The 25,580-nt window shown below is 65.3% G+C and carries 15 protein-coding genes; 8 read left to right on the plus strand and 7 right to left on the minus strand.

Annotated elements, in window-relative coordinates; all coding sequences use genetic code 11:
* Nucleotides 1-23: 23 nt before the first annotated feature.
* The 6 genes from QOZ81_RS12265 (at nucleotide 24) to QOZ81_RS12290 (ending at nucleotide 11,556) form a co-directional block, all read left to right on the plus strand.
* Nucleotides 24-950, plus strand: a complete 927-nt coding sequence (locus tag QOZ81_RS12265) for an MBL fold metallo-hydrolase (RefSeq protein WP_291206055.1) — start codon at nucleotides 24-26, stop codon at nucleotides 948-950.
* Nucleotides 951-976: 26 nt separating this feature from the next.
* Complete coding sequence (locus tag QOZ81_RS12270; protein WP_291206052.1) at nucleotides 977-2,161, plus strand: MdtA/MuxA family multidrug efflux RND transporter periplasmic adaptor subunit; 1,185 nt, start codon at nucleotides 977-979, stop codon at nucleotides 2,159-2,161.
* 234 nt (nucleotides 2,162-2,395) lie between these two features.
* Entirely contained in the window at nucleotides 2,396-5,560 is a 3,165-nt protein-coding gene (locus tag QOZ81_RS12275; protein ID WP_291206049.1) for a multidrug efflux RND transporter permease subunit, read from the plus strand.
* On the plus strand, nucleotides 5,557-8,658 hold the full coding sequence (locus QOZ81_RS12280; RefSeq protein ID WP_291206046.1) for a multidrug efflux RND transporter permease subunit: 3,102 nt from the start codon (nucleotides 5,557-5,559) through the stop codon (nucleotides 8,656-8,658). Before QOZ81_RS12275 ends, QOZ81_RS12280 begins: the two co-directional genes overlap by 4 nt.
* Before the next feature lie 338 nt (nucleotides 8,659-8,996).
* Complete coding sequence (gene aspS / locus QOZ81_RS12285; RefSeq protein ID WP_291206043.1) at nucleotides 8,997-10,967, plus strand: aspartate--tRNA ligase; 1,971 nt, start codon at nucleotides 8,997-8,999, stop codon at nucleotides 10,965-10,967.
* A gap of 25 nt (nucleotides 10,968-10,992) precedes the next feature.
* Nucleotides 10,993-11,556 (plus strand): hypothetical protein, encoded by a 564-nt coding sequence (locus tag QOZ81_RS12290; RefSeq protein ID WP_291206040.1) that lies wholly within the window; start codon nucleotides 10,993-10,995, stop codon nucleotides 11,554-11,556.
* Between the two features lie 183 nt (nucleotides 11,557-11,739).
* On the opposite strand, the gene QOZ81_RS12295 is transcribed toward QOZ81_RS12290, so the two are convergent.
* The 4 genes from QOZ81_RS12295 to QOZ81_RS12310 are packed head-to-tail and all read right to left on the minus strand — an operon-like array spanning nucleotide 11,740 to nucleotide 18,984.
* Nucleotides 11,740-12,366, minus strand: coding sequence for a hypothetical protein (locus tag QOZ81_RS12295; RefSeq protein ID WP_291206038.1), 627 nt, complete (start codon nucleotides 12,364-12,366; stop codon nucleotides 11,740-11,742).
* Nucleotides 12,367-12,412: 46 nt separating this feature from the next.
* On the minus strand, nucleotides 12,413-12,826 hold the full coding sequence (locus tag QOZ81_RS12300) for a hypothetical protein (protein WP_291206035.1): 414 nt from the start codon (nucleotides 12,824-12,826) through the stop codon (nucleotides 12,413-12,415).
* A gap of 36 nt (nucleotides 12,827-12,862) precedes the next feature.
* Nucleotides 12,863-13,255, minus strand: coding sequence for a hypothetical protein (locus QOZ81_RS12305; protein ID WP_291206032.1), 393 nt, complete (start codon nucleotides 13,253-13,255; stop codon nucleotides 12,863-12,865).
* 17 nt (nucleotides 13,256-13,272) lie between these two features.
* Nucleotides 13,273-18,984 (minus strand): RHS repeat-associated core domain-containing protein, encoded by a 5,712-nt coding sequence (locus QOZ81_RS12310; protein WP_291206029.1) that lies wholly within the window; start codon nucleotides 18,982-18,984, stop codon nucleotides 13,273-13,275.
* A 312-nt stretch (nucleotides 18,985-19,296) separates the two neighbouring features.
* Here QOZ81_RS12310 and QOZ81_RS12315 point away from each other — a divergent pair, with 312 nt between their 5' ends.
* A complete protein-coding gene (locus tag QOZ81_RS12315) occupies nucleotides 19,297-19,692 on the plus strand; it encodes a hypothetical protein (RefSeq protein ID WP_291206026.1) in 396 nt (131 codons plus the stop codon).
* Between the two features lie 121 nt (nucleotides 19,693-19,813).
* Here the strand turns inward: QOZ81_RS12315 and QOZ81_RS12320 are convergent, their stop codons facing one another.
* Nucleotides 19,814-20,872, minus strand: coding sequence for a hypothetical protein (locus tag QOZ81_RS12320; RefSeq protein WP_291206023.1), 1,059 nt, complete (start codon nucleotides 20,870-20,872; stop codon nucleotides 19,814-19,816).
* 46 nt (nucleotides 20,873-20,918) lie between these two features.
* Between QOZ81_RS12320 and QOZ81_RS12325 the strand changes: the two genes are divergently transcribed.
* The gene (locus tag QOZ81_RS12325; RefSeq protein ID WP_291206020.1) at nucleotides 20,919-22,388 is read left to right on the plus strand and encodes an HAD-IG family 5'-nucleotidase; all 1,470 of its coding nucleotides are present in this window, start codon (nucleotides 20,919-20,921) and stop codon (nucleotides 22,386-22,388) included.
* A gap of 13 nt (nucleotides 22,389-22,401) precedes the next feature.
* On the opposite strand, the gene QOZ81_RS12330 is transcribed toward QOZ81_RS12325, so the two are convergent.
* Complete coding sequence (locus tag QOZ81_RS12330) at nucleotides 22,402-24,225, minus strand: hybrid sensor histidine kinase/response regulator (RefSeq protein WP_291206017.1); 1,824 nt, start codon at nucleotides 24,223-24,225, stop codon at nucleotides 22,402-22,404.
* 56 nt (nucleotides 24,226-24,281) lie between these two features.
* The gene (locus QOZ81_RS12335; protein WP_291206014.1) at nucleotides 24,282-25,496 is read right to left on the minus strand and encodes a DegT/DnrJ/EryC1/StrS family aminotransferase; all 1,215 of its coding nucleotides are present in this window, start codon (nucleotides 25,494-25,496) and stop codon (nucleotides 24,282-24,284) included.
* Between the last annotated feature and the right edge of the window lie 84 nt (nucleotides 25,497-25,580).

A 25,580-nucleotide genomic window follows, 5' to 3' on the forward strand; every position in this document is an offset into this window, starting at 1 on the left:
CATTTCCCCTTCCCGGAGGTGCCATGCGTGTCCCAGCTGCCCTCGTCCTCGCCCTGGCCCTGGCCGCACCGCTGGCCGCCCATGCCAAGCATCAGGCCGCGCCACCGGCCGAGGCCCCCAAGATCCACAAGGTGGAGAAGGTCGCCGAAAACGTCTACTGCATCTTCGGCCAGGGCGGGAACATCGGCCTCATCGTCACCACGAAGCACGCGGTGCTCATCGATGACCAGTTCGAGCGACTGGTGCCCGGCCTGCTCGAGGCCGTCCACACCGTCACGGACAAGCCCATCAAGTACCTCATCAACACCCACGGCCATCCCGATCACGTGGGGGGCAACGTGGTGCTGGAGAAGCAGGTGTCGGCCATCATCGCCCACGCCAATGTCCGCAAGCGCATGGTCCTCGCCCAGGCCAAGCTCGATCCCGCCAAGCAGGGCGGCCTGCCTGAGCTGGCCCTGGGTTCCGAGGACACGAAGGAGCGGGCCCGCCTGAACCTCCACCTGGATGACGCGGAGATCCACCTGCTGCACCTGGGGCCCGGCCACACGGACGGCGACGTCATCGTGGGGATCCCGTCGGTGCTCGTGATGCACATGGGCGATCTCTTCTTCCTGGGCATGCTCCCCTACATCGACGTGGAGAGCGGCGGCAGCTTCGATGGCCTTGCCGCCCAGATCTCGTCGGTGGCCTCCTGGCTGCCCGAGGGCGCCCGCATCATCCCCGGCCACGGCCCCGTCTGCGGCAGGAAGGAACTGCTCCGCTACCGCGACTTCCTCCAGGCCGTGCAGGCCCACGTGAAGGCCAACCCCGCCAAGGATGCCGCCGCGCTGGCCGCCTCCTTCGACCGGACCGCCTGGCCGGAGTGGAAGCCCCGGGCGGATTTCGTCACCTGGGAGACCCTCTTCTCCGTGGCCTCGGGCAAGGGCCCCGGCCGCGTCGCCCGTCCCTGAACCCCGCCCGACAGCCCGGATTCCCCATGAACATGTCTGAAGCCACTTCCACCGAACAGGCCACCAGCCGCCCGGCCCTCCTGCGCGGCTGGCGCCCCTGGGCCATCGGCGGAGCCGTCCTGCTGTGCGGATGGTTCCTCTTCGGCCGCGGCGGGAAGAAGGATCCTGCCGCGAATGGCGCTGGCCGCCCCGTCCCCGTGGCCGTGGCCCAGGCCCGCAAGGGCGACATGGCAGTCCACCTCACGGGCCTCGGCACCGTCACGGCCATGAACAGCGTCACCGTGAAGAGCCGGGTGGACGGCCAGCTGGTGCGCATCGACTTCACCGAGGGCCAGATGGTGAAGGAAGGCCAGCTCCTCGCCGAGATCGATCCGCGGCCCTTCCAGGTCCAGCTCATGCAGGCCGAAGGCCAGTACGCCAAGGACCAGGCCGCCTTCCAGAACGCCGCCGCAGACCTGAGGCGCCTGCAGGGCCTCGTGCAGCAGGGCATCATCTCGCGGCAGCAGCTGGACACCCAGAGCAGCGCCGTGACCCAGTTCGAAGCGGCCCTCAAGTCCGACCAGGCCCAGGTGGAGAGCGCCAAGCTCAACCTCGTCTACAGCCGCATCACCGCGCCCATCGCGGGCCGGGTGGGGTTGCGCCTCGTGGATGCCGGCAACATGATCCGCGCCACCGATGCCAACGGCCTCGCCACCATCGCCCCCGTGCAGCCCATCAACGTGGTCTTCGCCGTGCCCGCCGACAGCATCCAGAAGGTGCTGGGCCAGAGCGCCAAGGGCGGGAAGCTGCCCGTGGAGGCCTGGGACCGCGACCTCAAGTCGCGCCTCGCCCTGGGGTCGCTCTCGGCCATCGACAACCAGGTGGACACCACCACGGGCACCGTGCGGCTCAAGGCCCTCTTCGCCAACGAGGATCGCATCCTCTTCCCCAACCAGTTCGTGAACGCCCAGCTCCTGGTGGACACCCTGAAGGGCGTGGTCATCGTGCCCACCGCCGCCATCCAGCGCGGGCCGCAGGGGGCCTTCCTCTACGTGGTGAAGGCCGACAGCACCGTGGACCTCCGCATCATCGAGGTGCAGGGCACCGATGGCGACGAGTCGGCCGTGGTCAAGGGGCTCGCCGGCGGCGAGACCATCGTCATCGACGGCCTCGAGAAGCTGCGCCCCGGCAGCAAGGTCGCCCTGCCCAAGCCTCCCGCCGCGAAGGGCTGAGGCGATGCGCGCACCGGCCTATCGCCTCTGCGAATCACAACAAGAAATCAAAAAGTTGGAACCGCAGATGTCGCAGATTTCGCAGATGGGCACCGACCCAACGCGCCTGAGCCTCCATTCGAGCGCTCGAATCCCATTTATCAATCTTTGCGAATCAGTGAAATCTGTGGACCCATCCTTTTATCTGCGTCATCTGCGACATCTGCGGTTTCCAGCTTTTAACCGGAGTTGTCAGTGAATCCCTCCAAGCCCTTCATCCTCCGGCCCATCGCCACCTCGCTGCTGATGGCGGGGCTGCTGCTGGTGGGCCTCCTGGCCTTCCGGCAGCTGCCGGTCTCCGCCCTGCCGCAGGTGGACTACCCCACCATCCAGGTGGTCACCTTCTACCCCGGCGCCAGCCCGGACGTCATGGCCTCGGCCATCACCGCCCCGCTGGAACGCCAGTTCGGCCAGCTGCCGGGCCTGAACCGCATGTCCTCCACCAGCTCCGGCGGGAGCTCGGTCATCACCCTCCAGTTCGTGCTGGACCTGAACATCGACGTGGCGGAGCAGCAGGTCCAGGCGGCCGTGAACGCCGCGGGCACCTACCTGCCCACGAACCTGCCGAATCCCCCCATCTACAGCAAGATCAACCCGGCCGACGCGCCCATCCTCACCCTGGCACTCACATCCAAGACCCTGCCCCTGTCCAAGGTCGAGGACTTCGCCGACACGCGGCTGGCCCAGAAGATCTCGCAGCTGCCGGGTGTTGGCCTCGTGAGCATCAGCGGAGGGCAGAAGCCCGCCGTGCGCATCCAGGCCAATCCCGCGGCCCTCGCGGCCAACGGGCTCACCCTCGGCGACGTGCGCACGGCCGTGGCCACCAGCAACGTGAACCAGGCCAAGGGCAGCTTCGACGGCCTGCGCCAGGCCTACGCCATCGGCGCCAACGACCAGCTGCTCACCAGCGAGGACTACCGGCCCCTCATCGTGGCCTACAAGAACGGCGCCCCCGTCACCATCGCCGAGATCGCCACCGTCAGCGACGACGTGGAGAACGCCCGCCTGGCTGCCTGGATGGGTACGGGCCAACCCACCGAGAAGGCCGCCTCCGCGGGCGCACCCGACCAGACCGTCCAGGTGCCGGCCGTCATCCTCAACATCCAGCGCCAGCCCGGGGCCAACATCATCGCGGTGGTGGACCGGGTGAAGGACCTGATGCCCCAGCTGCGGGGCTCCCTGCCCGCCGCCGTGGAGCTGACCGTGCTCACGGATCGGACCGTGACGATCCGCGCCTCCGTGGAGGACGTGGAGTTCGAGCTGATGCTCACCATCGCCCTGGTGGTGATGGTGATCTTCCTCTTCCTACGGACCCTGGCCGCCACCATCATCCCCAGCGTGGCCGTGCCGCTCTCCCTGGTGGGCACCTTCGGCGTGATGTACCTGCTGGGCTACAGCCTCAACAACCTCACGCTCATGGCCCTCACCATCTCCACGGGCTTCGTGGTGGACGACGCCATCGTGATGATCGAGAACATCATGCGCTACATCGAGGAGGGCGAGTCCCCCCTCCAGGCGGCGCTGAAGGGCTCGGAGCAGATCGGCTTCACCATCCTGTCCCTGACGGTCTCGCTCATCGCCGTGCTCATCCCCCTGCTCTTCATGGGCGACATCGTGGGCCGCCTCTTCCGCGAGTTCGCCGTCACCCTCAGCGTCACCATCCTGGTCTCGGCCGTCGTCTCCCTGACGCTCACGCCCATGATGTGCGCCAAGCTGCTCAAGCACACCCCCCCCGAGGAGCAGGGCCGCTTCTACCAGTCCTCGGAGCGGATCTTCCAGCGGGTCATCGCCTTCTACGGCCGGACGCTCACCTGGGTGCTCCAGCACCAGACCGGCACCCTGATCGTGGCCGTGGCCACCCTGGCCTCCACCGTGCTGCTCTACATCGCCGTCCCCAAGGGCTTCTTCCCCGTGCAGGACACGGGCGTCATCCTCGGCATCTCCGAGGGGCCGCAGACGGTCTCGTTCTCCGCCATGGCCGAGCGGCAGCAGGCCCTCTCCACCGAGATCCTCAAGGATCCGGCCGTGGCGAGCCTCTCCTCCTTCATCGGCATCGACGGCACCAACACCACCCTCAACAGTGGCCGCATCCAGATCAACCTGAAGCCCCTCGATGAGCGTGGCCTCAGCGCCAGCGAGGTCATCCACCGGCTCCAGCCCCAGCTGGCCAAGGTCGAGGGCATCCGGCTCTACCTCCAGCCCGTGCAGGACCTCACGGTGGAGGATCGCGTCAGCCGCACCCAGTACCAGTACACGCTGGAGGACGCGGATGCGAAGGAACTGGGCGAGTGGGTGCCCCGCTTCGTGACGCGGCTCTCGGCCCTTCCCGAGCTACGGGACGTGGCCAGCGACCAGCAGAACGCGGGCCTCCAGGTGCGGGTCACCCTCGACCGCACCACGGCCTCCCGCCTGGGCATCACCCCCCAGATGCTGGACGACGCCCTCTACGACGCCTTCGGCCAGCGGCAGGTCTCCACCATGTTCACCCAGCTGAACCAGTACCGCGTGGTGCTGGAGGCCCGGCCCGGCCAGTACCAGCGCCCCGAGGATCTCCAGAACATCTACGTGCGCTCCGCCTCCGGGGGGTCCGTGCCCCTCAGCGCCTTCACCCGCCTCGAGACCATCACCGCTCCCCTGGCCATCAACCATCAGGGCCAGTTCCCCACGGCCACCGTGTCCTTCAACCTCGCCCCCGGCGTCTCTTTGGGCGATGCCGTGAAGGCCGTGAACCAGGCCCGCCAGGAGCTGGACCTGCCCCCCAGCATCAAGGCCGGCTTCCAGGGCACGGCCCAGGCCTTCGGGGCCTCGCTGACGAACACGCCCCTGCTCATCCTCGCCGCAGTGCTGACGGTCTACATCCTGCTGGGCGTGCTGTACGAGAGCTACATCCATCCCATCACCATCCTCTCGACCCTCCCCTCGGCCGGCGTGGGCGCCCTGCTCTCGCTCATGCTCTGCCGCACGGACTTCAGCGTCATCGCCCTCATCGGCATCATCCTGCTCATCGGCATCGTCGAGAAGAACGCCATCATGATGATCGACTTCGCCCTGGAGGCCGAGCGCAAGGGCGGCCTGCCCCCGGAGGAGGCCATCTACCAGGCCTCCCTGCTGCGCTTCCGGCCCATCATCATGACCACCATGGCCGCCATGCTGGGCGGCGTGCCCCTGGCCCTGGGCAGCGGCGTGGGCGCCGAGCTGCGGCGGCCCCTGGGCATCGTCATCGTGGGCGGCCTCATCTTCAGCCAGGTGCTGACCCTCTACACCACGCCCGTGATCTATCTCGCGTTTGACCGCCTCGCGCGACGCGCACGCCGCTGGCGCGGCGTGCGGGAAACTGCGCCTGCGGCGCAGGAATCATGAGCATTTCAACACCCTTCATCCGCCGCCCGGTGGCCACCACGCTGCTGACGGTGGCCCTGGCCCTGCTGGGCGCCATCGCGTACCAGTTCCTGCCGGTATCGCCCCTGCCCCAGGTGGAGTTCCCCACCATCCAGGTCTCCGCCGGCCTGCCCGGGGCCAGCCCCGAGACCATGGCCTCCTCCGTGGCCACGCCCCTGGAGCGGCAGTTCGGCCGCATCGCCGGCATCACCGAGATGACCTCGGCCAGCGCCCTGGGCGGGACCAGCATCACGCTCCAGTTCGACCTGGGCCGCAACATCGACGCCGCGGGCCGCGACGTGCAGGCGGCCATCAACGCCGCCCGGGGCGACCTGCCGGCCAACCTGCCGAACAATCCCTCCTATCGGAAGGTGAACCCCGCGGATTCGCCGATCATGCTGCTGGCCCTCACCTCGAAGCTGATCCCGCGGGAGCGCATGTACGACATCGCCTCCTCCGTGCTCCAGCAGAAGCTGTCGCAGGTCCAGGGCGTGGGCCAGGTGGGCATCTTCGGCGGCGCCCTGCCGGCGGTGCGGGTGGACGTGAACCCCGCCCTGCTGAATGCCCAGGGGCTCGCCCTGGACGACGTCCGCATCGCCATCGCCGCGGCCAACCTGAACCGCCCCAAGGGCGACCTGTCCGATGGCAAGAGCACCTGGTCCATCGCCACCACGGACCAGATGATGAACGCGGCGGACTACCAGCCGCTCATCCTCCGCTACCGCAACGGCAGCGCCGTCCGCCTGTCCGACGTGGCCCAGGTCACGGATTCCGTGGAGAACGTCCGCAACAGCGGCCTGTCCAATGGCGTGCCGGCCATCATCGTGCCCATCTTCCGCCAGCCGGACGCCAACATCATCGAGACCGTGGATCGGGTGAAGGCCATCCTGCCCCAGCTCCAGGCCTCCCTGCCGCCCACCATCGACCTGAAGGTGCTCATCGATGCCACGCGCACCATCCGGGCCTCGGTCAAGGACGTGCAGCTGGCCCTGACCATCTCGATCCTGCTGGTCATCCTCGTGGTCTTCGTGTTCCTCCGCAGCGTGCGGTCCACGCTCATCCCCAGCGTGGCGGTGCCCATTTCGCTCATCGGCACCTTCGGCGCCATGTACCTCCTGGGCTACACCATCGACAACCTGTCCCTGATGGCCCTCACGGTGGCCACGGGCTTCGTGGTGGACGACGCCATCGTGGTGGTGGAGAACATCACCCGGCACCTGGAGAACGGGATGCAGCCCATGGAGGCCGCCCTGCACGGCGCCAAGGAGATCGGCTTCACGGTGATCTCCATCAGCATCTCGCTCATCGCCGTGTTCATCCCCATCCTGATGATGGGCGGCATCGTGGGCCGGCTCTTCCGGGAGTTCGCCGTCACCCTTTCGGTGGCCATCGTGATCTCCATGGTGGTGTCCCTCACCACCACGCCCATGATGTGCTCGCGGATCCTGCGCCCCCACTCGGAGGAGAGGCATGGGCGGGTCTTCCAGGCCAGCGAGCGGATCTTCCAATGGATCATGGGTCACTACGAGGCCTCGCTCACCTGGGTGCTCCGCCACCAGAAGGCCACCCTGATCGTCGCCCTCAGCACCATGGCCGCCACCGTGGGCCTCTACATCGCCATCCCCAAGGGCTTCTTCCCCCAGCAGGACACAGGCCGGGTGACCGGCTCCATCCAGGCCGCCCAGGACATCTCCTTCGTCGGCCTCGAGAAGCTCATGACCCAGTACGTGGCCATCGTGCAGGCCGACCCGGCCGTGGAGAACGTCACCGCCTTCATCGGTGGTGGCAACACGGGGCGGATGTTCGCCGCCCTCAAGCCCAACGACCAGCGCAAGGACACGGTGGACCAGATCATCGCCCGGCTGCGCGGCAAGACGGCCCACATCGTCGGCGGCACCCTCTTCATGCAGCCGGTGCAGGATCTCCGCCTGGGCGGCCGGCCCTCCGCCACCCAGTACCAGTACACCATCCAGGGCGATGATGCCCGGGAGCTGTTCGACTGGGCCCCCAAGGTGCTGCAGAAGCTCCGCACCGTCCCCCAGCTGACGGACGTGAACTCGGACCTCCAGAACAAGGGCCTGGAGGCCTCCCTGGTCATCGACCGCGCCACGGCCTCACGGCTGGCCATCACGCCCCAGGCCATCGACAACACGCTCTACGACGCCTTCGGCCAGCGGCAGGTCTCCACCATCTACACCGCCCTGAACCAGTACCACGTGGTCATGGAAGTGGACTCGCCCTTCATGCAGACGCCGGACGGGCTGCGCCACACCTACGTCCGCTCCGCCACCGGCAACCTGGTGCCCCTGAGCGCCTTCACCACCCTGGAGCGGCGCAACACGGCCCTCTCCGTGAACCACCAGGGCCAGCTGCCCTCGGTGACCCTTTCTTTCAACCTGCCCCTGGGCGTGGCCCTGGGCGATGCCGTGGCGGCCGTCGACAAGGCCGAGCAGGAGATCCACCTGCCGGGCACCATCCGGGGCAGCTACATGGGCACGGCCCAGGCCTTCCGGGCCTCCCTGGCCAACCAGCCCCTCCTGGTGGCTGCGGCCCTGCTGGTGGTCTACATCGTGCTGGGCATGCTCTACGAGAGCCTCATCCACCCGCTGACCATCCTCAGCACCCTGCCCTCGGCGGGCGTGGGCGCCCTGCTGGCCCTCATGGCCTGCCGCACGGAGCTGACGGTCATCGCCTTCATCGGCATCATCCTGCTCATCGGCATCGTTAAGAAGAACGCCATCCTCATGATCGACTTCGCCATCGAAGTGGAGCGGCGGGAGGGGCTCACGCCGGAGCGGGCCATCTTCCAGGCCTGCCTCCTGCGCTTCCGGCCCATCACCATGACCACCATGGCGGCCCTGCTGGGCGGCCTGCCCCTGGCCATCGGCATGGGCACCGGCTCCGAGCTGCGGCGCCCCCTGGGCATCGCCATCGTGGGCGGCCTGCTCGTCAGCCAGCTCCTGACCCTCTACACCACGCCCGTCATCTACCTCTACATGGATCGGGCGCGGCTGCGCTGGGAGCGGTTCCGGGCTGCCCGGCGACCTGCGCCAGCCCTGGGGAAAGCACCTGTGGGCTGAAAGCCTGGAACCGCGAATGGCGCGAATCGCCCTTCGGGCGCGCGGATGGCGAACGGGTGGGTTCCCCGCCTCCGCTCACGGGGCGGATTCGCCGGCTCTCAAAGGACGGCGGCACCGCCCCGTGAGCGGCCAGCCACGCAGAGCGCGGCTGGGGGCCGCAGGCCCAGGCGGACCATCACCGCCGCATTCGCGCCCATTCGCGTCATTCGCGGTTTCATCTTTCTCCGCGTCTTCTGTGAATTTCCCTGCCTTCCGTGGCCAGCCTTTCTTGCCGCCCCTCGCCAAGATCCTTTTGCCCCGCTTGAGCCCAGGGCCCCCGGATGCGATCCTGTAGGGCTATGAAACTCGATCGGCTCGGCGACTTCCAACGCACCCACCGCAACGGCGACCTGCGCCTCGACCACGCGGGCCAGACCGTGCGCCTGCTCGGCTGGTGCCGCCGCGTGCGCAACCTCGGGTCGCTGGTCTTCCTGGATCTCCGCGACCGCTGGGGCCTGGTGCAGCTGGTGGCCAACGAGGAGACCGCCGATCCCGAGCTGCTGGCCAAGCTCAAGGCCGTGCGCAGCGAATTCGTGCTGGCCGCCGAGGGCGTGGTGGCCGAGCGCGAGAGCAAGAACCCCCACATGGCCACGGGTGACGTCGAGATCCGCCTCACGGGCCTGCGCATCCTGAACACCGCGGCCACCCTGCCCTTCCCCCTGGAGGACGAGGGCGTGGGCGAGGACCTGCGCCTCACCTACCGATTCCTGGACCTGCGCCGCGAACACCTGCAGCGCAACATGGTGCTCCGCAGCGAGACCTCCAACATCGTCCGCAACTACTTCCGGAAGCACGATTTCATCGAGGTCGAGACGCCCATCCTCGGCAAGTCCACGCCGGAAGGCGCCCGGGACTACCTGGTGCCCAGCCGCGTGCACGCGGGCGAGTTCTTCGCCCTGCCCCAGAGCCCCCAGCTCTACAAGCAGATGCTCCAGGTCTCGGGCTTCGAGCGCTACGTGCAGATCTGCCGCTGCTTCCGGGACGAGGACCTGCGCGCCGACCGCCAGCCCGAGTTCACCCAGATCGACGTCGAGATGAGCTTCGTGCGCCAGGAGGACATCCAGGATCTGATCGAGGGCCTGATGGTGGAGCTCTGCCCCCTGGTGGGCCAGCACCCCGTCGCCCCCTTCCCGCGCCTGACCTACCAGGACGCCATGGAGTGGTACGGCTCCGACAAGCCCGACCTACGCTGCAAGGTCAAGATCCAGGACGTGACGGGCCTGTTCGCCGGCAGCGAGTTCAACCTGTTCCGCGCCGCCGCCGACTCCCAGGGCCAGCGCCGGGTGCGCGGCCTCTTCCTGCCCGGCGAGGCCGCCGGGGCGTACAGCCGCAAGCAGCTCGACGAGCTGCAGGAGACCGCCAAACAGCTGGGCGCCGGGGGCCTGCCCTACGCCAAGTGGGGCAAGGACGGCCTGGCCTCCAGCTTCAAGAAGTTCATCAACCCCGAGTTGGAAGCCGAACTCAAGGCGACCCTGGGCGTCAGCGGAGAAGGCCTGGCCATCTTCGCCGTGGGCACCGACGACCAGACCTCCCGCGTGCTGGGCGACCTGCGCCTGCGGCTGGCCCGGGCCCTGGGCCTGGTGGACACCTCTGCCTTCGAGTTCCTGTGGGTGGTGGACTTCCCCCTCCTCCAGTGGGACGAAGGGGACCAGCGCTTCGTGGCCTGCCACCACCCTTTCACCAGCCCCCATCCCGACGACCTGGACCTGCTGCAGTCCAACCCCGGGGCCTGCCGCGCCGTGGCCTACGACCTGGTGCTCAACGGCTACGAGCTGGGCGGCGGCAGCATCCGCATCCACGACGCCGAAACCCAGAGCCTCATCTTCCGCACCATCGGCATCAGCGAGGCGCAGGCCCGGGCCAAGTTCGGCTACCTGCTGGATGCCCTGGCCTTCGGCGCCCCGCCCCACGGCGGCCTGGCCCTGGGCCTGGACCGCCTCGTCATGCTGCTGGCGGGCGAGGAGAACATCCGCGAGGTCATCGCCTTCCCCAAGACCGCCCAGGCCCGCTGCCTCATGACGGACGCCCCCAGCCCCGTGGACGAACGCCAGCTGCGCGACCTGCACCTGTTGCAGGACACCAAGCAGACCTACCGGGTGGGCGCCGTGTTCTTCGAGAGCGCCGAGGGCGGCAACACCGAGCTGCGCGGGCAGGCCCTGCAGCAGCTCAGCCAGCTCACGCCCCGCCAGACCCAGGGCCTGGTCACCCTCGACGGGCAGGGCCAGATCCTGGATGCCCAGACCCTGAGCGGACCCACCTTCGAGTTCTGAGACCCCCTTCGCCGCAAGGAAGCCCATGACCACGCCCGGAAAGCCCCCCAAGAAGGTCAAAGAGAAGCGGCAGACTCCGGCGGAGCGCCAGGAGGCCATGCGCTACAACCACATGATGTACGGCCCCACCGCCGGCGAGCTGCGGCCCGCCGCCAAGAAGGTCAACTACGGCGGCGCCTACCTCAGCCACCCCAAGTTCCAGACCCTGATCACCGCCCTCAAGAAGGGTACGGCCTTCAGCTTCGACGTCACGGACAAGGGCAAGGTCTGCGCCATCGCCACCGACGGCGCCCACATCTCCTTCGACGGCCGCGTGATCTTCTACTCCCGGGCCCTGAACAAGCACGAGGACAACCTGCTGCTGGACCGCGAAGTCACCGTCCAGCTCCAGACCATCGACGCCCTGGTCCACCTGGTCTTCGCCGTCGTCCGAGCCCTCCCCGAGCTGGGCGCCCCCCCCTTCGCCTACCAGGCCCGCCAGTTCTTCCTGGGCGCCGAAACCCTCGAAGCCGGCATCCCCGACCAGGGCCCGAACCTGCTGCTGGGGTCGTTCAAGCACAGCAAGGTTGTTGAGAAGGGACGGAAGTAGCCTGATTGCCTGTCCAACCTCAGAGGGGGACGGAATGGGCCATATCCAGGACCTCATCGCCTTGCACGAAGCCGAAGCAAGCCCTCACGGCAACCTGATCGACCATATGGGGCTTTTCATGACCGACAGGGAGCGGTTGCCCAGGGGTCCAAGACGTGGTCCCGGCGTTATTGGTTGCACCAACTAATATGGAAATTCCGGCTTTTGAATTCTGACAGAAAATGAGAGAGCTGCTTTTTTATATTCAAATAGCCCGGCCTTAAGGAATACCTTACATGCGGACATTTTTCCATTCAACCCATATACAACAATCTTTATCGCATCTATTTCGTGTTCCCTAGTGTAATACTGAATCCAAAAACCATCTCCATTGCCAAAAACACCACCTTTAATTGGATTATCCTCCTGAACGATCTGAATATCTTCACCAGTCACTGAATTCCAAATATGAGCATATTTTTCGAGTGATCCGAATTCCGCTCCCCATATAAAGAAGGATGTCTTGTTGTTAAATGAGGTAAATTCTCCAGAAAATAATGAAGATTTTTTCAAAATTTCACCATCTACGCTAACTCGATAAAGTCTTTTAAGAGTTACATTCCCATTATCCTTTTCTTTATAAACAACCAGATTCTTGTTGATATCTGTTGAAATAATTTTAATAACTCCATTGCCTGGCAATTCTACATCAATAAATCGAGGAACCATTTGTGGTGTTGGCCTCTTTGCCTCCTTGGAGAAAACTGGGTTTGCTGAGAGCAAGAATAATAAACCAACGGTAGTTCTACGCAGAAAATCTTGAAATCTCATGGCCCCTCCAACTTTAGTCCATTGTCGAAAAAAACGGTATTATTCTTCATTTTTTGATTACCCAGTCATCACCACAATGCGGCTTGGGATGGGAAGGCCCGGTTTCTCCATAAATACAGCTTCGAACACCATTGGTAAGAGGTGAATCCCCTGAAGGCTTAATTAATTTGCCTTTTGAATCCCACTCCATGTGGTGGTCATGCATCCCTGTGGCGTGCCCATTTGTTGGCGAAGCCATGGTTCCAAGAACATCCCCGACATGAACAACAGTCCCCTTCGGTGGATTGCTCCCAGGTGTCATGTGCCCATCAAGGGTTGGTTTTTCTTTCCCGCTCACTACCACGCGATACCATGCGCCAGCCTTTTTCCCACGGTGCGCTTTTTGGTTCTGCCAGCCAACTTTTGTAATTTCCCCATCAGTGACCGCGTGAACAACTCTTGCCGGATCGTGGCAAGCCATACAATCCGTGCGTGAAGGGGTATCTGGTTGCGCATACTATTCATTGGCATTATCAATATATGTAAACAAATATATTTTACCGCATTTTTCAAACCCTAAGACTATAGCCAATCCAGATGGGTCACTACAATCAACAGCATATCCATTATACCCTTTAATTCGTGTGGGACATTTTTTCTTGATTTTTTGTTTTACGTAATCCGAAAAAATTAACTTATATTTTGATTTCAGGCTATCAGAAGATTTTAGGTCTCCACCAAAATCGTTAGATCTTAGTGGGAAATGTGTAATTTTTGACAGTGCTTCAATATTGTCATTTTCTATGGCTAATTGAAATTTATTCCAGGTAGTAGCCAATTGAGTTGGAATTTGGGACATAACAGTGACTGAATACATCATTGAAAATACAACTACTATTTTTTTAAACATTTTATCTCCTCTATTTATCATTGTTTCACTTGTGCATTGTCTAAAATATGAGTCGGGTCAATAAGATCAGACCTGCGTTGATATGGTGCATTCCCAATATCTGTTAATGGACCTTTTCCACTTCCACTATACAACTCAAGGTGAAGCATACTTGACCCATCATGATCATTTGCTATAGTATAACCAATTACATCTCCCATTTTAACGTGAGATCCTGTAACAATTCCATTGGGTACCGCAGCAGATATTTCACCATACCTAGCCACGACTCCATTACTAAAAGTAACCTCCATTGCATAAGTGCCATAATAGAAAGGAGTCGGGGTTCGAGTCACTACACCATCTTTCATAGCAAGAACAGGAGTTCCGGCTGGTGCCAAGTTATCAGATGCTGCATGGTTTCGATGGTTTTTTCCTTTGTCCCGGGATGCACCGAATTGCCGCCCACCTGTCTTGTACCCACTTGCTGGACGTGTAGGGAGGGGGAACATGTAACCAATGTCGAGAGCTCTCTTAACTGCGTTCCAAGCTCTTGTAAATAGGTTCCCTGTTTGCGCCTCCTTCTTCTTTTCATCTTCCCGTTTCTTTCTAGCCGCCTCCTCAGTTTCATTATTTGCCTTGGCGGAAAAATTCGCGCTCGCGCTATTGGATTTGGTCCCCTCATTCAGAGCCATCATCCCCGTCGGATCCGTGCTCATGATCGGGGAATTCAGCACATAGCTGTAGATGTTCCAGCTCTGAGTCTGCTCGAAGTGTTGATCTCGGGCGGGGTCGGGACTGGCGAAGCGCCCGAACCAGGGCATGTAGAAGCGCGCCTGCATGTAGATGAGGCCTGATGAATCGGTCTGCTCGTGGGCGGTGTAGCCCTTGGCGCTCTTGAAGGTTCCGGACTGCTCCAGGAGTTCGCCGTAGGGCAGGTACTTCTGGCGGGATTCCACGACGCCGGTGGGGCCGGTGACGAGGCGGGGGCTGCCCAGGTGGTCCACCTGGATGACATGCAGGCCGGCACTGTCGAACTCGGCGGCCTCCCGGGTGCCCAGATACAGGATGTCCCGCTTCCAGGTGAGGCTGCCTGCGGCGGTCTTTTCGTACTGGGAGACCAGCTGCCGGGCATCGTTGTAGAGGTTCACCCGGATCTTCTGCAGGGTGGCCCCGCTGTATTCCTGGACCACCGTCCGGAGCCCCTCGGCGGAATACTGGTAGGTCTCCGTGAGGCCGGTCTTCGTGTTGGAGACGCTGAGCACCCGACCCAGGGCATCGTAGGTCATGGTGAGGACCACCGGGTTCACGCTGGTGGGTTTTTCAAAGACCTTGGTCAGGTTCCCCTGGGCATCATAGACCGCCCCCGTGGGGAGTCCAGTGGCGGTGGTGGCGGGCAGCCGGTTCTGCAGCAGGGCGGCGCTGCCCTGGGTGAAGGCGGCGTTCACCACCTGGCGCCCAGGATCCGACAGCAGGCCTGAGGCCGTGACGTAGGCCGTGGAATCCCCCTTGGCGCCCTTCCAGCCGGTGACCCGCTGGATGCTGCTAGCCACCCGATTGCCGAAGGCATCGTAGTCGAACTGCTGGAGCTGTTCCCCGTAGGTGGGGGACTGGATCACCGCCGAGATCAGCCGGTTGAGCTCGTCATAGCCGTACTGGTCAAAGGCGTAGGACCCGGCCCCATCGGGACGCAGCTTGTCGAACTCCCGGGTGAGGTTGCCAACCTCGTCGTACTTGTATAGCCAATCCGCCTGGGGAGTCGTCTGGCCATCCAGGTGCTTCACCCCCGTCAGCCGGGCCTGGTCGAGGTCGTACTCGAACTTGCTGGCCGCCCCGTTCCCGTAGGCGATGGCCTTCAGGGCCCAGCTGACGGAGTCGTAATAGACCCAAGGCGTGCTGGCGACATTCTGGGCGCCGTAGGACAGCGAGCTGGGCAACCCCGTCAGGGGGTGGTAGCTCTGGGCCCAGCTCTCATGGCTCGTGCTGCCGCTGGTCCGGTTTCCATAGATGTCATAGACGAAGGCCTGGGTGAAGGTCCGGGGCGTTCCCTGGACGGACACGGTCGTCGCCAGGGTGTCCAGCCGCTTCCCCTGGCCGCCGTAGGTGAAGGCGGTCACCACCGCACCATCGGTGCTCGAGGCGAGGTGACCCTTCCCGTTGAGGGCGGTGTCGTAGACGAAGGACTGGGACACGCTGCCATCGGTGGTGGAGGTCACGGAGAGGGGGCGGCCCATCCAGTCGGGTGCCATCTGGACGATGCGGCCGTTGTAGTTCGTAGTGGTGGGTTTGCCCGCCACGGTGAAGTCACCGTAGATCGTGACCCCACTTTCGGGCTGACCGAGGGTCTCCAGCCAGCCCAGGCGGTTGTAGCCCCAGGTGCGGGTCTGAACACGGTTCGCCTCGTCGTACTGCTTCACCTCCTTGATTCGGTCGCCGCCATCGTAGCGGTATTCCGTGCGGAGGTTCTGGAGGGTCCCGGTGTTCGGATTCAAGGGGTCGGTGTATCTGGAGACGGGGGTGGTGAGCCGCACCAGGCGCCCGGCAGCATCGCTCTCCGCCCACTTGACCTGGGCCACGGTGGTGCCCGGCCCTACGGTGATAAGGCGAACCGGACCCACATAGGCGGTCACGCCGGGTGGCAATTTCGCAGGACCGAAATACTCGGTCGTGGAAGCGACCTTGTTCCCGTCCTGGCTGAGGACCACCCGGCCCCGGCCATCGTAGGCGGTGGCCACGCCTGCATAGATGGCAGGATCAGTGGTGGTCGTGGTGGTCCCCGGAATGGATTGCCAGGTGATGCAGATGGCATTGCCATCCGCATCGAGGCCCCACTTCTTGCAGACCGTGGTGTCCTGGGTGGTCGTTGTGGTTTTAATGTCCCGGGTCAGGGCAGGCTTGACCCATTCCGCTTCGTGGTTGGCCCCATCGCCGCTGAGCCAGACCGTCACTCCTGTCTTCCGCCCGGCCTTGTCGTAGCCGTGCAGCCGGTGGGACTTCGCCCCATCCTCTGCCGTGCGGCGTTCCAGGATCAGGTCTCCGAACCCGTTGTAACGGTACTCCATGACTTGGCTGCCATGGGTGACAGTGATGCCCCGATGGTCCGTGTCGTTGTAGTCGATCTGAATGGATGCATCGCCATCTGACGAAGTGATGCCCGATAGGCGCCCGGCCAGATCCCAGGAGAAGGTCTTCACGGTGCCGTTCATGTCCGTCTGGGTTCTGGGCCGCCCGAGTTCATCCGATTCCTGACTCACGCTTAGGGTCGTTCCCGCACTGGGCTTCTGGGTGATGGCATTCAGGTGGCCCAGGGCATCGTAGCCGTAGGCGCTGACGCCCAGTTTTCCACTTAACGCCAGTCCCGGAGAGCTCAGGTAGGCGCTCTGCAACTCCAGGGCAGCCCGTCCCACGGTGCCCTGGAAGGTGAAGGCCGTGGCAACGGCCGGCGCCCCGGTGTTGCTCACCTCCACCGACTCGATCCGGTTGATGTCAGCGTGGAAGGTTCTGGTCAGCAGGGGCTGGACATCAGGAACCGCCACACCTGGGGCCAGGAACCCCGTGTTGTCCTTGCAGGTGGTCGTCTGCTCCGTCTTCACCCGGGAGAAGATCCATTCGAGTGGTTTGGGTTCGAAGGTCTTGTCGGTCCGACGGTAGAGGCCCTTGTCGGCAGCATAGGTCTCGTTGCCCAGGCCCCTCTGCTCCAGGCTGAGGTAATCCACCGTCAGCACGGGAGCGGCGTTGATGGTCGAGACGGAATGACTGGTTTTCCAGCCAGAGGCCGTGGCGTCCCAATCGGTCGTCTCCTCGGTCGTCAGGACCTGGCTCTCCTTGTCCCAGGTGCGAACCCGGGTGGGATAGGGCACGGAGTGTTGGCCCAGGCTGCCATCGGGAGCCCCCACCACCCGGACATCAAAGCGGTCCTTGACCGTCCACTTGTAGGCGGAACTGGACGCGGGGTCGGTGACAGCCAGGTCGGCCTTCCAGTCCACGCCGGGCTCGTAGAGGCGAACCTCCCGCTCAAGCGTCTTGATGAAGGCCAGGTTCTGCATGCCCTCAGGGCCTGTGAGGACATTGTCGGTGGGTGGCGAGACGAACCGGTGGACACTGACACTACCGTCCGGCTGCTGGATGGAGTCATAGAAGGTCCCATCCACCCACTGGTCCGGCGGCGCTTGGTGGAAGGGAATGTTCGACCAGTTGGACTGGGGTACGACGCGGATATGGCGGGTCTGGCGGAACTGGGTGCCGTCGGTATCATCGATGCGCCATACCCCATAAGTGAAGGCGGGCCGACCCGTGTCCACACTGCCGATCATCCCGCCCCATGCGTCGGGGCTGTAGTTGGGCCGGTACCGATAAGGTTCCCAATAGAGGGTGACGGTCCTGGTGGGGAAGGTGACACCGTAGAGCACCGTGGGGGAGAGGCTGACAGGCGCCGAGGAACCTCCTTCCCAGGTCGCAGGAGGCGCGCCACTCCAGGTAAAACGGATCTCCTCCTGGGTGGCTTCCTGGAGCACTCGCATGGGCTGCACGGACAAGACGGCGGCATCGAAGGCCAGGCCGTCCCGGTTGATGGTGCCATTGGGACTATTGGCACCTGGGCTGTCCGGCCCACCCCCTGAGGCAAGGCTCAACTGGCCGCCTTCAGGGTGGGCAAGCTCGAGGATGAAGGACGAGGTCGGCTGGCTGACGCCCTCGTAGCTCACACGAACCTGGGTGGCGGCCGTCACCAGGGTCCTGGACTCCAGCAGGCTGGTGGACTGTCCGGGGAAGGTAACCTTCCCGAGGGCCTGGACTCGGATCTTCAACTGGGGGTTGACGCTCCAGGATGCGGTATACCCCACACCGTCCGGATCGTAGGCGAAGTCGACGGATTCACCGAACTTGTTTCGCATGTGGGTGATCACGTAGTGACCACTGTAGAGCTGGTTCTTCTCTCCGTTGGCCAGATAGGGGAGGACTCTGGTCATGTATGTGTGGTGCACATAGTGGAACTCGTAGGCTACCTCCCCGTTGATGACGACCACTCGGCGGGGAAAGTCCCACTTGTACAGGACCGACTCAGGATACTGCTGGATGTCCGCCGAGACCTCGTCCGTGATCTGGGCGGGATTGCCTGAGGCACGCAGGCCGAGGATGAGGCTGCCATCCGATCCCATCTGCATGAACGGCACCCTAGGGCTAGATCCAACGAGACATGGCCAGTTGCCTACCGTGTCGTTCTCGCCATACCCGAATTTCCTGAGGAGCGACTGCGCGTCAGCCGTCGTCATACCCACCGGAAGCTGGCCAAGCGCACGACCGCCACCTCCGCCCGGCAGAGCGTAGGTGCTCTTCTTGCGATCCAGGGTGCTGACCAGGGTGCCCAGGTCAAAGGTTCCAGGACTGAAGGAGGCGGACCCGAAGCCACGCTGGTACAGGGTGTCGATCGTGGTCACCACGGGCGGTTTGGTGGCCCATTCGGGATCGCTCAGCACGTTCTCATCGCTCGTGCTGATCGCCAGCTGGGGATTGATCCGCATGGTCAGTACGGGGCGAAACTTCAGCCCCCGCTCGCCAATGCCCGGCCCGAAGGGCAGGTTCATGCTGGCGGCGCCTGTAGCGGCATCCACCTCGACGCCGGAGGTGAACGTCGCGGGACCCTTCGCCCTGTCGAACCTCACATCCGAGAAGGAGGTCTGGTAGCTCTGCGCCAACGCCGAGACTGTGGCAAGACAGGATAGGAGGAGGGGGACGAAGGATCGAAGCGGCATGGGATTCACCAAAGGATTTGGCCCATGCTAGGGGCGTCGGGTTCTCATCGTCTGTTAAATGATGTGAAGATCAATTGCTATTAATATTTAACAAATTAGCCGGTTACAACCTGTCGAAACAGCTGGATATCGAGTGTCCGAATCTCTCCCAACCCAAGGCGGCCTGCGGAGCGAGGGGGAAGTTCCGATGCGAGGATCTCAGGCCCGTCGACCTTTCCTTGCCAGAAGCGTAGCGGACCGGCCTATCAACGACCCGACTCCCCGCAGCCAGCCAGGAAAGACTCGTGCCCCCTGTTGACTCAGAATGAAGGTATGACACTCACCCTCCGCCACCGCGCCCAGGCCATCCTCCGCGAGGCGGGCTGGAATCTCGCGCCGCCTCCCGTCATCTGGTCGCCGCGCATGGCGCGGTGTGCGGGGTTGTTCGTGATCGAGAAGGATGCGCGGGGGAAGTGGCATCCGGAGATCCGGCTCAGCATTCCGCTGCTGCGGCGCCGGGACTGGCCCTGGCCGCAGCAGGTGTGCGGGATGAACTGCCACGATCCGGAGCAGGTGCAGCGGCGCATCCTGGAGCACGAGCTCATCCACTTCAAGCTGTGGGCAGATGGGGAGAAGAACTGGGGGCACGGCGAGCAGTTCCGGCGGCTGGCCTTCGAGGTGTTCGGGCACCAGAGCATTACCCACGGCATCGGCACGGAACCCGACTAGGTCCGGCGCGCGAGTTCGGCGTGATTCGCTCGTGTGGGGCCCCGCTCCGCAGGCTCCCCCGGAGCCTCCTGCGCGACCCACATCGTCGCGACCCACGGCATCGGCACGGAACCCGACTAGGTCAGCCTCCCAGCGCCATCCGCAGCGCGTCCAGCTCGGCGGTGTAGATGCGCAGCTTGAATCGGCCGGGGAGCAGGCCGTAGAGCCAGCGCCGCTTGAGGAATTGGGCCGGCGGCTCCAGGGGCAGCTCCAGGTAGGGCGGGTTGATCCAGCCGCGCCCGGTGCGCATGCGCCCGGGGAGGGACCCCCGCGGGACCCGCAGGAACGGCGTGCCGAAGGTGTGCACGAGCAGATCCCCGTCCACCACGCTGACGCAGGCCACCAGGAACTTCCACTGCCCGCCCCCGACGAGGCCGAGCTCAACGAAGGGCCTGCAGAAGGCGGCCTGGGCCACCGCCTGCGGCGCCTCCGGAAGCCGGCCCGAGCGCCGCCCCAGGCCCCAGAGGAGGAGTGATGGCAGCAGCAGGATGACCAGGGGGAAGAGGCCGAGAACATTGAGGGGGAGCAGGTACCGGTAGCGGGTCTCTCCGGGGATCGCGGCCAGGGCGGCGCCCAGCCTGCTGCCGGGCCCCGTCCCGTCGGCTCCCCGCAGGGAGAGCAGCAGGGCGTGGAAGACCTCCTGCTCGGGCAGGAAGCCCTGGGAGGTGCGCAGCTCCACCCAATGGCGATGGCCGCCCTGGTCGAAGCAGGCCACCAGCCGGAGTGCCTTCCCCTCCTTGTGCATCGCGTAGGCGCCCTGCCGGAAGAGGGGCAGGGGCTGGAAGAAGTGGTCCCGCCCGCGGCTGCGGTAGTGCAGGGGATCCGCGGACCAGGCGGGCAGGCTGAACCAGCGGAGGCAGGCCGCCTCGAAGGTCGCCCCGTCCAGGGGTTCCGAGGCGAGCTGGAGGGTGCCCACGCCCCGGGCCTGGAACTCCTGGATGCGCCAGGCCTGGTTGGTCCGCCCGCCCGAGGGCCGGAAGGCGGCGGGCAGGGGCAGCTCGACCGCGCCGAAGGCCACCACCCGGGCCCCCCGGGGATCCATGGCGGACTGCGCGGATCCGCGCACGAAGGCCGCGATCCCGGCCATGACCGCCAGGACCACCGCGGCGATGGGAAGCAGGACCAGGGTCTGTCGCCTCATGGGCCCTCCGCAGCGATCTTATCCACCTCCGGAGTACACTCCTGCCATGACCGCCTGGGATTCCGCCTACCTTTCCGCGCCACCCCTGACCGAGGCGGAGGACCGCCTGCCGCCGGCGCACAAGCTGTACGCCCTGCGCACCCTGCCCATGGGGGAGATCAAGGCCATCGGCTTCGACATGGACCACACCCTGGCCCGCTACCGCAGCCCGGAGATCGACGACCTGGCCTTCAAGAAATCCGCCCGCCTGCTGGTGCGGGACCGGGGCTACTCACCCTGGCTGCTGGAGTGCGACTACGATCCGGACTTCGCGGTGCGCGGCCTGGTGCTGGACGGCCTGCGCGGCAACCTGCTGAAGCTCAACCGGGAGCGGCAGGTGGTGCGGGCCTGCCACGGCAGCCGGGCCCTCTCGCGCCCGGAGCTGGAGGCCACCTACGGCCGGCGCCGCCTGTCCACGGCGGCCAAGGGCTTCCGCAACATCGACACCCTCTTCGAGATCCCCGAGAGCCACCTCTATGCGCGGATGGTGGATGGCCTCGATGGCGGCCATCTGAAGGCCGAGAACTACCTCCAGCTCTTCCAGGACGTGCGCTGGGCCATCGACACCGCCCACCGCAACGGCGAGATGAAGGCCGAGATCCTGGAACACCGGGACTTCTTCATCCCCCGGGATCCCCAGCTGGCCCTGGCCCTGGATCGGCTCAAGCGCTCGGGCAAGAAGCTGTTCCTGCTGACCAACAGCGAGTGGAGCTTCACGGACGGCGTGCTGGGCCACCTGCTCGACAGCCTGGACGAAGCCCGTCCCCGCTGGGTGGACTACTTCGACCTGGTGGTGGTGAGCAGCCGCAAGCCCGCCTTCTTCCTGGAGACGCCGGAGCCGAAGCCCCTGGAGGGCCACCCCCGCTGCTTCAGCGGCGGCCATGCCGCCTGGCTGGAGGCCCAGCTGGGCGCCCAGGGCGAGGAGGTGCTCTACGTGGGCGACCACATCTACGGGGACGTGCTGCGCTCCAAGAAGAACGCCTCCTGGCGCACCCTGCTGCTGGTGCCCGAGCTGGAGCGGGAGCTTCGCCTGCTGGAGGCCAGGGCGGCGGACCTGCGTGAGCGGTACCGCCTGGAGACCGCCCGGCGGCGCACCCTGCGGCGGGCTTCCGTCCTGCACGACCAGTGGCAGCGGAACCGGGCGCGCCGCCACGTGCTGGGCCAGCGCCTCAGCACCGAGGCCATGCAGGCCCTGGACCACGAAGCCACCCAGCTGGCCGCCAGCACGGAGGCGCTGCAGCACCGCGCCGAGGCGCAGCGCCTCGAGCTGGAGGAGCTCACCCGCTCGGTGGAGGGCGCCTTCAACCCCATGTGGGGGCCCATGTTCCGGGACCGGGACGAGCTGACCCGCTTCGCCGACCAGATCCAGCAGTTCGCCTGCGCCTACACCGGCAAGGTCGGCAACCTCTACATGTACGATCCCCTGGCCACGGTCTACGCGCCCCTCCCCACCCTGCCCCACGAGCGGCGGATGTAGGGGCTGCGCCCGGCTACTTCAGCCGCGCGCCCATCACCCGGTCCAGCAGGACCTCCAGCTCGGCGCTGGTGAAGGGCTTCTTGAGGAAGTCCGCGAAGCCCTGGGCGATGGCCTGGTCCCGGGACACGGGCAGGGCGTAGCCGCTGCACAGGATCCCTGGCAGGCCGGGGCGGAGGGCCTGCATGGCCCGGAAGGCCTCCACACCCCCCATGCGCGGCATGGTGGCGTCCAGGATCACAAGGTCGAAGGCCTCGGGCCGCTGGGTGAACACCTCCAGGGCCTCCTGCCCGTCCGCTGCGGAGACCACCTCCAGGCCGAACCAGTCCTGCAGCATCTCGGCCATGACCTCCCGCAGATCGAGCTCGTCGTCGGCGAGCAGGACCACGTTCCGGGCGTGGAGATCCACCACGGTGGGCGCCGCGGTGGGGACCTGGCCTTCCGGCGCGGGGAAGTGGACCCGGAACACGCTGCCCACGTCCGGGATGCTCTCCACCTGGATGCCGCCACGGTGCCCCCGGACGATGCCCAGGGCCGCGGCGAGGCCCAGGCCGCGCCCCAGGTCGCGGGTCGAGAAGAAGGGATCGAAGATCCTCGACAGCATCGCGCCGTCGATGCCATGGCCCTGGTCCGAGACCTCCAATACCGCGTAGAGGCCGGGCTCGATGGCCTCCGGCCAGTGTCCGCTCGACAGGTCCGTGGCCGTGAGGGTGCGCATGTAGGTCCGGACCCGGATGGCCCCCATGGCGGAGTCGGCCTCCAGCGCGTTGGTCACCAGCCCCTCCACCACGCGGCTGACCAGCAGGGGGTCCACCAGGATCACGGGGAGGTCGCCGGTGAGGTCCCGGAGGACGGGCAGGCCCATGCGATCCAGGGCCTCGGCCACGAGGGGGCCCAGGGTCAGGGATTCGGGACGGCGCAGGTCCCCGCCGGAGCTGTAGAGGATGTCCCGGCTGAGGCGGGAGGCCCGGTCGAGGCCCGCCTTCAGCCGGAGCAGGTAGCCCTGCGACTTCGAGTCCTCGGGCACGGAGGCCTGGGCCATCTCCAGGTTCGCGGTCATGGACTGGAAGATGTTGTTGAAGTCGTGGGCGATGCCCCCGGAGAGCATGCCGAGGCTCTCCATCTTCTGGGCCTTGGAGAGCGCCTCCTCGGTCCGGCGGCTGTCCGTGATGTCCACGGCGCAGCAGACGCCGCCGTGGAGACGCCCCTCCAGATCCCGGAGGGGGGTGGCGTAGAACATCAGGCGGCGGACCTCGCCGTCGGGGGAGACGAGGTCCAGGGGCAGGTCATGGATCTGTTCGCCGGCCCTGGCCGCCCGCTGCAGGGGCATCTCGTCCAGAGCGAGGTCCCGGCCGTTCTGCCGCAGGATGAAGCCCTGGGCCTGGCGGGTGGCCGGAGCCATGAGATGCAGCCTGGAGGCCGCGGGATTTGCGTGAACCAGCTGGCAGGCAGGATCCTCGGAGATCCAGAGGGGGATCGGCGTCGCCGCCATGACCGCCGTGAGCTTGTCGGCCTCGGCCCGGGCCTGGATCCTGGCCTCCTCCAGCCGGGCGGCCTCGACCGCCTTGGAGCGGAAGACATCCTGGACGAGGATCATGCCGGCGAGGAGCATGGCGGAGATCAGCAGGCCCAGCACCTCGTAGGACAGGAGGTGGTCCGGCAGCCCCCGGTTCACCAGGTCCTCGAGGACCATGAGCCGCCGGACCGCCATCAGCACCAGGGCCCCGGACAGGAGCAGCCAGACCAGGCGCCGCCCGGCGATCCGGTTGACCCGGATGGCGAACGCCGCCGCCGCGATCTGGAGCAGCACCGACAGGAGGATGACCAGGAGGTTGATCAAGCGGACCTCGCCCTGGATGACCTATCGACACCTCCCCTTGTCTGGTTAAATCCCGATCAGATCTGGACGCGGCTCCCGGCCCTGGCGTGGGCGATCACCTGCTTGATGGCCGCCACGGTCTGGTCCTGGTCGGCCTCGCTGAGGCCCGGCCACAGGGGCAGGCTCATGAGGCGTTCGCCGCTCCACTCGCTGTAGGGCAGGCCATCCTTGGGCAGGTGCTGCGGGTTCGCCGCGTAGAAGTCCCGGTACCAGGGGTGGACGTGGGCCGGGCGGTAGTGGATGCCCGTGCCGATGTTCTCCTCCTTGAGGGCCGCCACGAAGGCGTCGCGATCCAGACCCAGCTTCTCGGGGTGGATGCGCAGCACGAAGAGGTGGAAGCAGTGGCCGTGGTCGGCGTCACCGGGCCAGGGCAGCATCACCTCGTCCAGGTCCTTCATCAGGTCCAGGTAGCGCCGGAAGAGCACGCCGCGGCGGGCGTTGAAGCCGTCCAGCTTGCCGATCTGGTGCAGGCCCATGGCCGCCTGGAGGTCCATGAAGTTGGCCTTGCGGGCGGGCTCGTACACCTCCGTGTGCGGGCTGCCCTCCTTGGCGAAGCGCTTCCAGGCATCCCGGTCGATGCCGTGGAAGCGCAGGCGCTTGATGCGGCTCTCGTAGTCGTCGTTGAAGAAGGCGATGGCGCCGCCCTCGCCCGTGGTCATGTTCTTGTTGGGGTGGAAGCTGTAGACGCTCATGATCGAGCGCGGGTCGCCGCCGATCTTGGTGCCCTTGTAGTGGGCGCCCATGGCCTGGGCCGCATCCTCGATGACCCAGAGGCCGTGCTTCTCCGCGATGGCCCAGATGGCGTCCATGGGACAGGGCAGGCCCGTGAGATGGACAGGGATGATGCCCTTGGTGCGGGGCGTGATGGCGGCTTCGAGCTTCGCGGGATCGAGGTTCAGCGTGACCGGATCGATGTCCACCAGCACGGGCACGCCGCCCTGCAGCACCACGGTGCTCAGGGTGCTCACCCAGGTGAGCGAGGTGGTGATCACCTCGTCGCCGGGCTGCAGGTGGAGCACCTGCATGGTGATCTCCTGGGCCGTGGTGGCGCTGCTCATGGCCAGGCAGTGGGGCACGCCGTTGTAGGCCTTCAGCTTCTCCTCGAAGGCCGCCGACTTGGGCCCGGTGGTGATCCAGCCGCTGTGGATCGAGTCGATGATCTCCGCGATCTCCTCCTCGCCCACCATGGGGCGGGTGAAGGGCAGGAAGTCCGGGCGGCGGACATAGGACATGGAGGCTCCGCGAAAACGATCATTGTAGCCGCGGGAGCCTGGCCCCGTTTTCGCCCGGACAGACCACCGGCGGGCACGGGGCCC

It is taken from the genome of Geothrix sp. (assembly GCF_030219325.1).
Classification (GTDB): Bacteria; Acidobacteriota; Holophagae; order Holophagales; family Holophagaceae; genus Geothrix.

What these genes read in the sequence shown, in the direction of transcription:
- QOZ81_RS12265 (WP_291206055.1), top strand. Translation starts at nt 24, where the DNA reads ATGCGTGTCCCAGCTGCCCTCGTCCTCGCCCTGGCCCTGGCCGCACCG.
- QOZ81_RS12270 (WP_291206052.1), top strand. Translation starts at nt 977, where the DNA reads ATGAACATGTCTGAAGCCACTTCCACCGAACAGGCCACCAGCCGCCCG.
- QOZ81_RS12280 (WP_291206046.1), top strand. Translation starts at nt 5,557, where the DNA reads ATGAGCATTTCAACACCCTTCATCCGCCGCCCGGTGGCCACCACGCTG.
- aspS (WP_291206043.1), top strand. Translation starts at nt 8,997, where the DNA reads ATGAAACTCGATCGGCTCGGCGACTTCCAACGCACCCACCGCAACGGC.
- QOZ81_RS12290 (WP_291206040.1), top strand. Translation starts at nt 10,993, where the DNA reads ATGACCACGCCCGGAAAGCCCCCCAAGAAGGTCAAAGAGAAGCGGCAG.
- QOZ81_RS12295 (WP_291206038.1), bottom strand. Translation starts at nt 12,366, where the DNA reads ATGAGATTTCAAGATTTTCTGCGTAGAACTACCGTTGGTTTATTATTC.
- QOZ81_RS12300 (WP_291206035.1), bottom strand. Translation starts at nt 12,826, where the DNA reads ATGGCTTGCCACGATCCGGCAAGAGTTGTTCACGCGGTCACTGATGGG.
- QOZ81_RS12305 (WP_291206032.1), bottom strand. Translation starts at nt 13,255, where the DNA reads ATGTTTAAAAAAATAGTAGTTGTATTTTCAATGATGTATTCAGTCACT.
- QOZ81_RS12310 (WP_291206029.1), bottom strand. Translation starts at nt 18,984, where the DNA reads ATGCCGCTTCGATCCTTCGTCCCCCTCCTCCTATCCTGTCTTGCCACA.
- QOZ81_RS12315 (WP_291206026.1), top strand. Translation starts at nt 19,297, where the DNA reads ATGACACTCACCCTCCGCCACCGCGCCCAGGCCATCCTCCGCGAGGCG.
- QOZ81_RS12320 (WP_291206023.1), bottom strand. Translation starts at nt 20,872, where the DNA reads ATGAGGCGACAGACCCTGGTCCTGCTTCCCATCGCCGCGGTGGTCCTG.
- QOZ81_RS12325 (WP_291206020.1), top strand. Translation starts at nt 20,919, where the DNA reads ATGACCGCCTGGGATTCCGCCTACCTTTCCGCGCCACCCCTGACCGAG.
- QOZ81_RS12335 (WP_291206014.1), bottom strand. Translation starts at nt 25,496, where the DNA reads ATGTCCTATGTCCGCCGCCCGGACTTCCTGCCCTTCACCCGCCCCATG.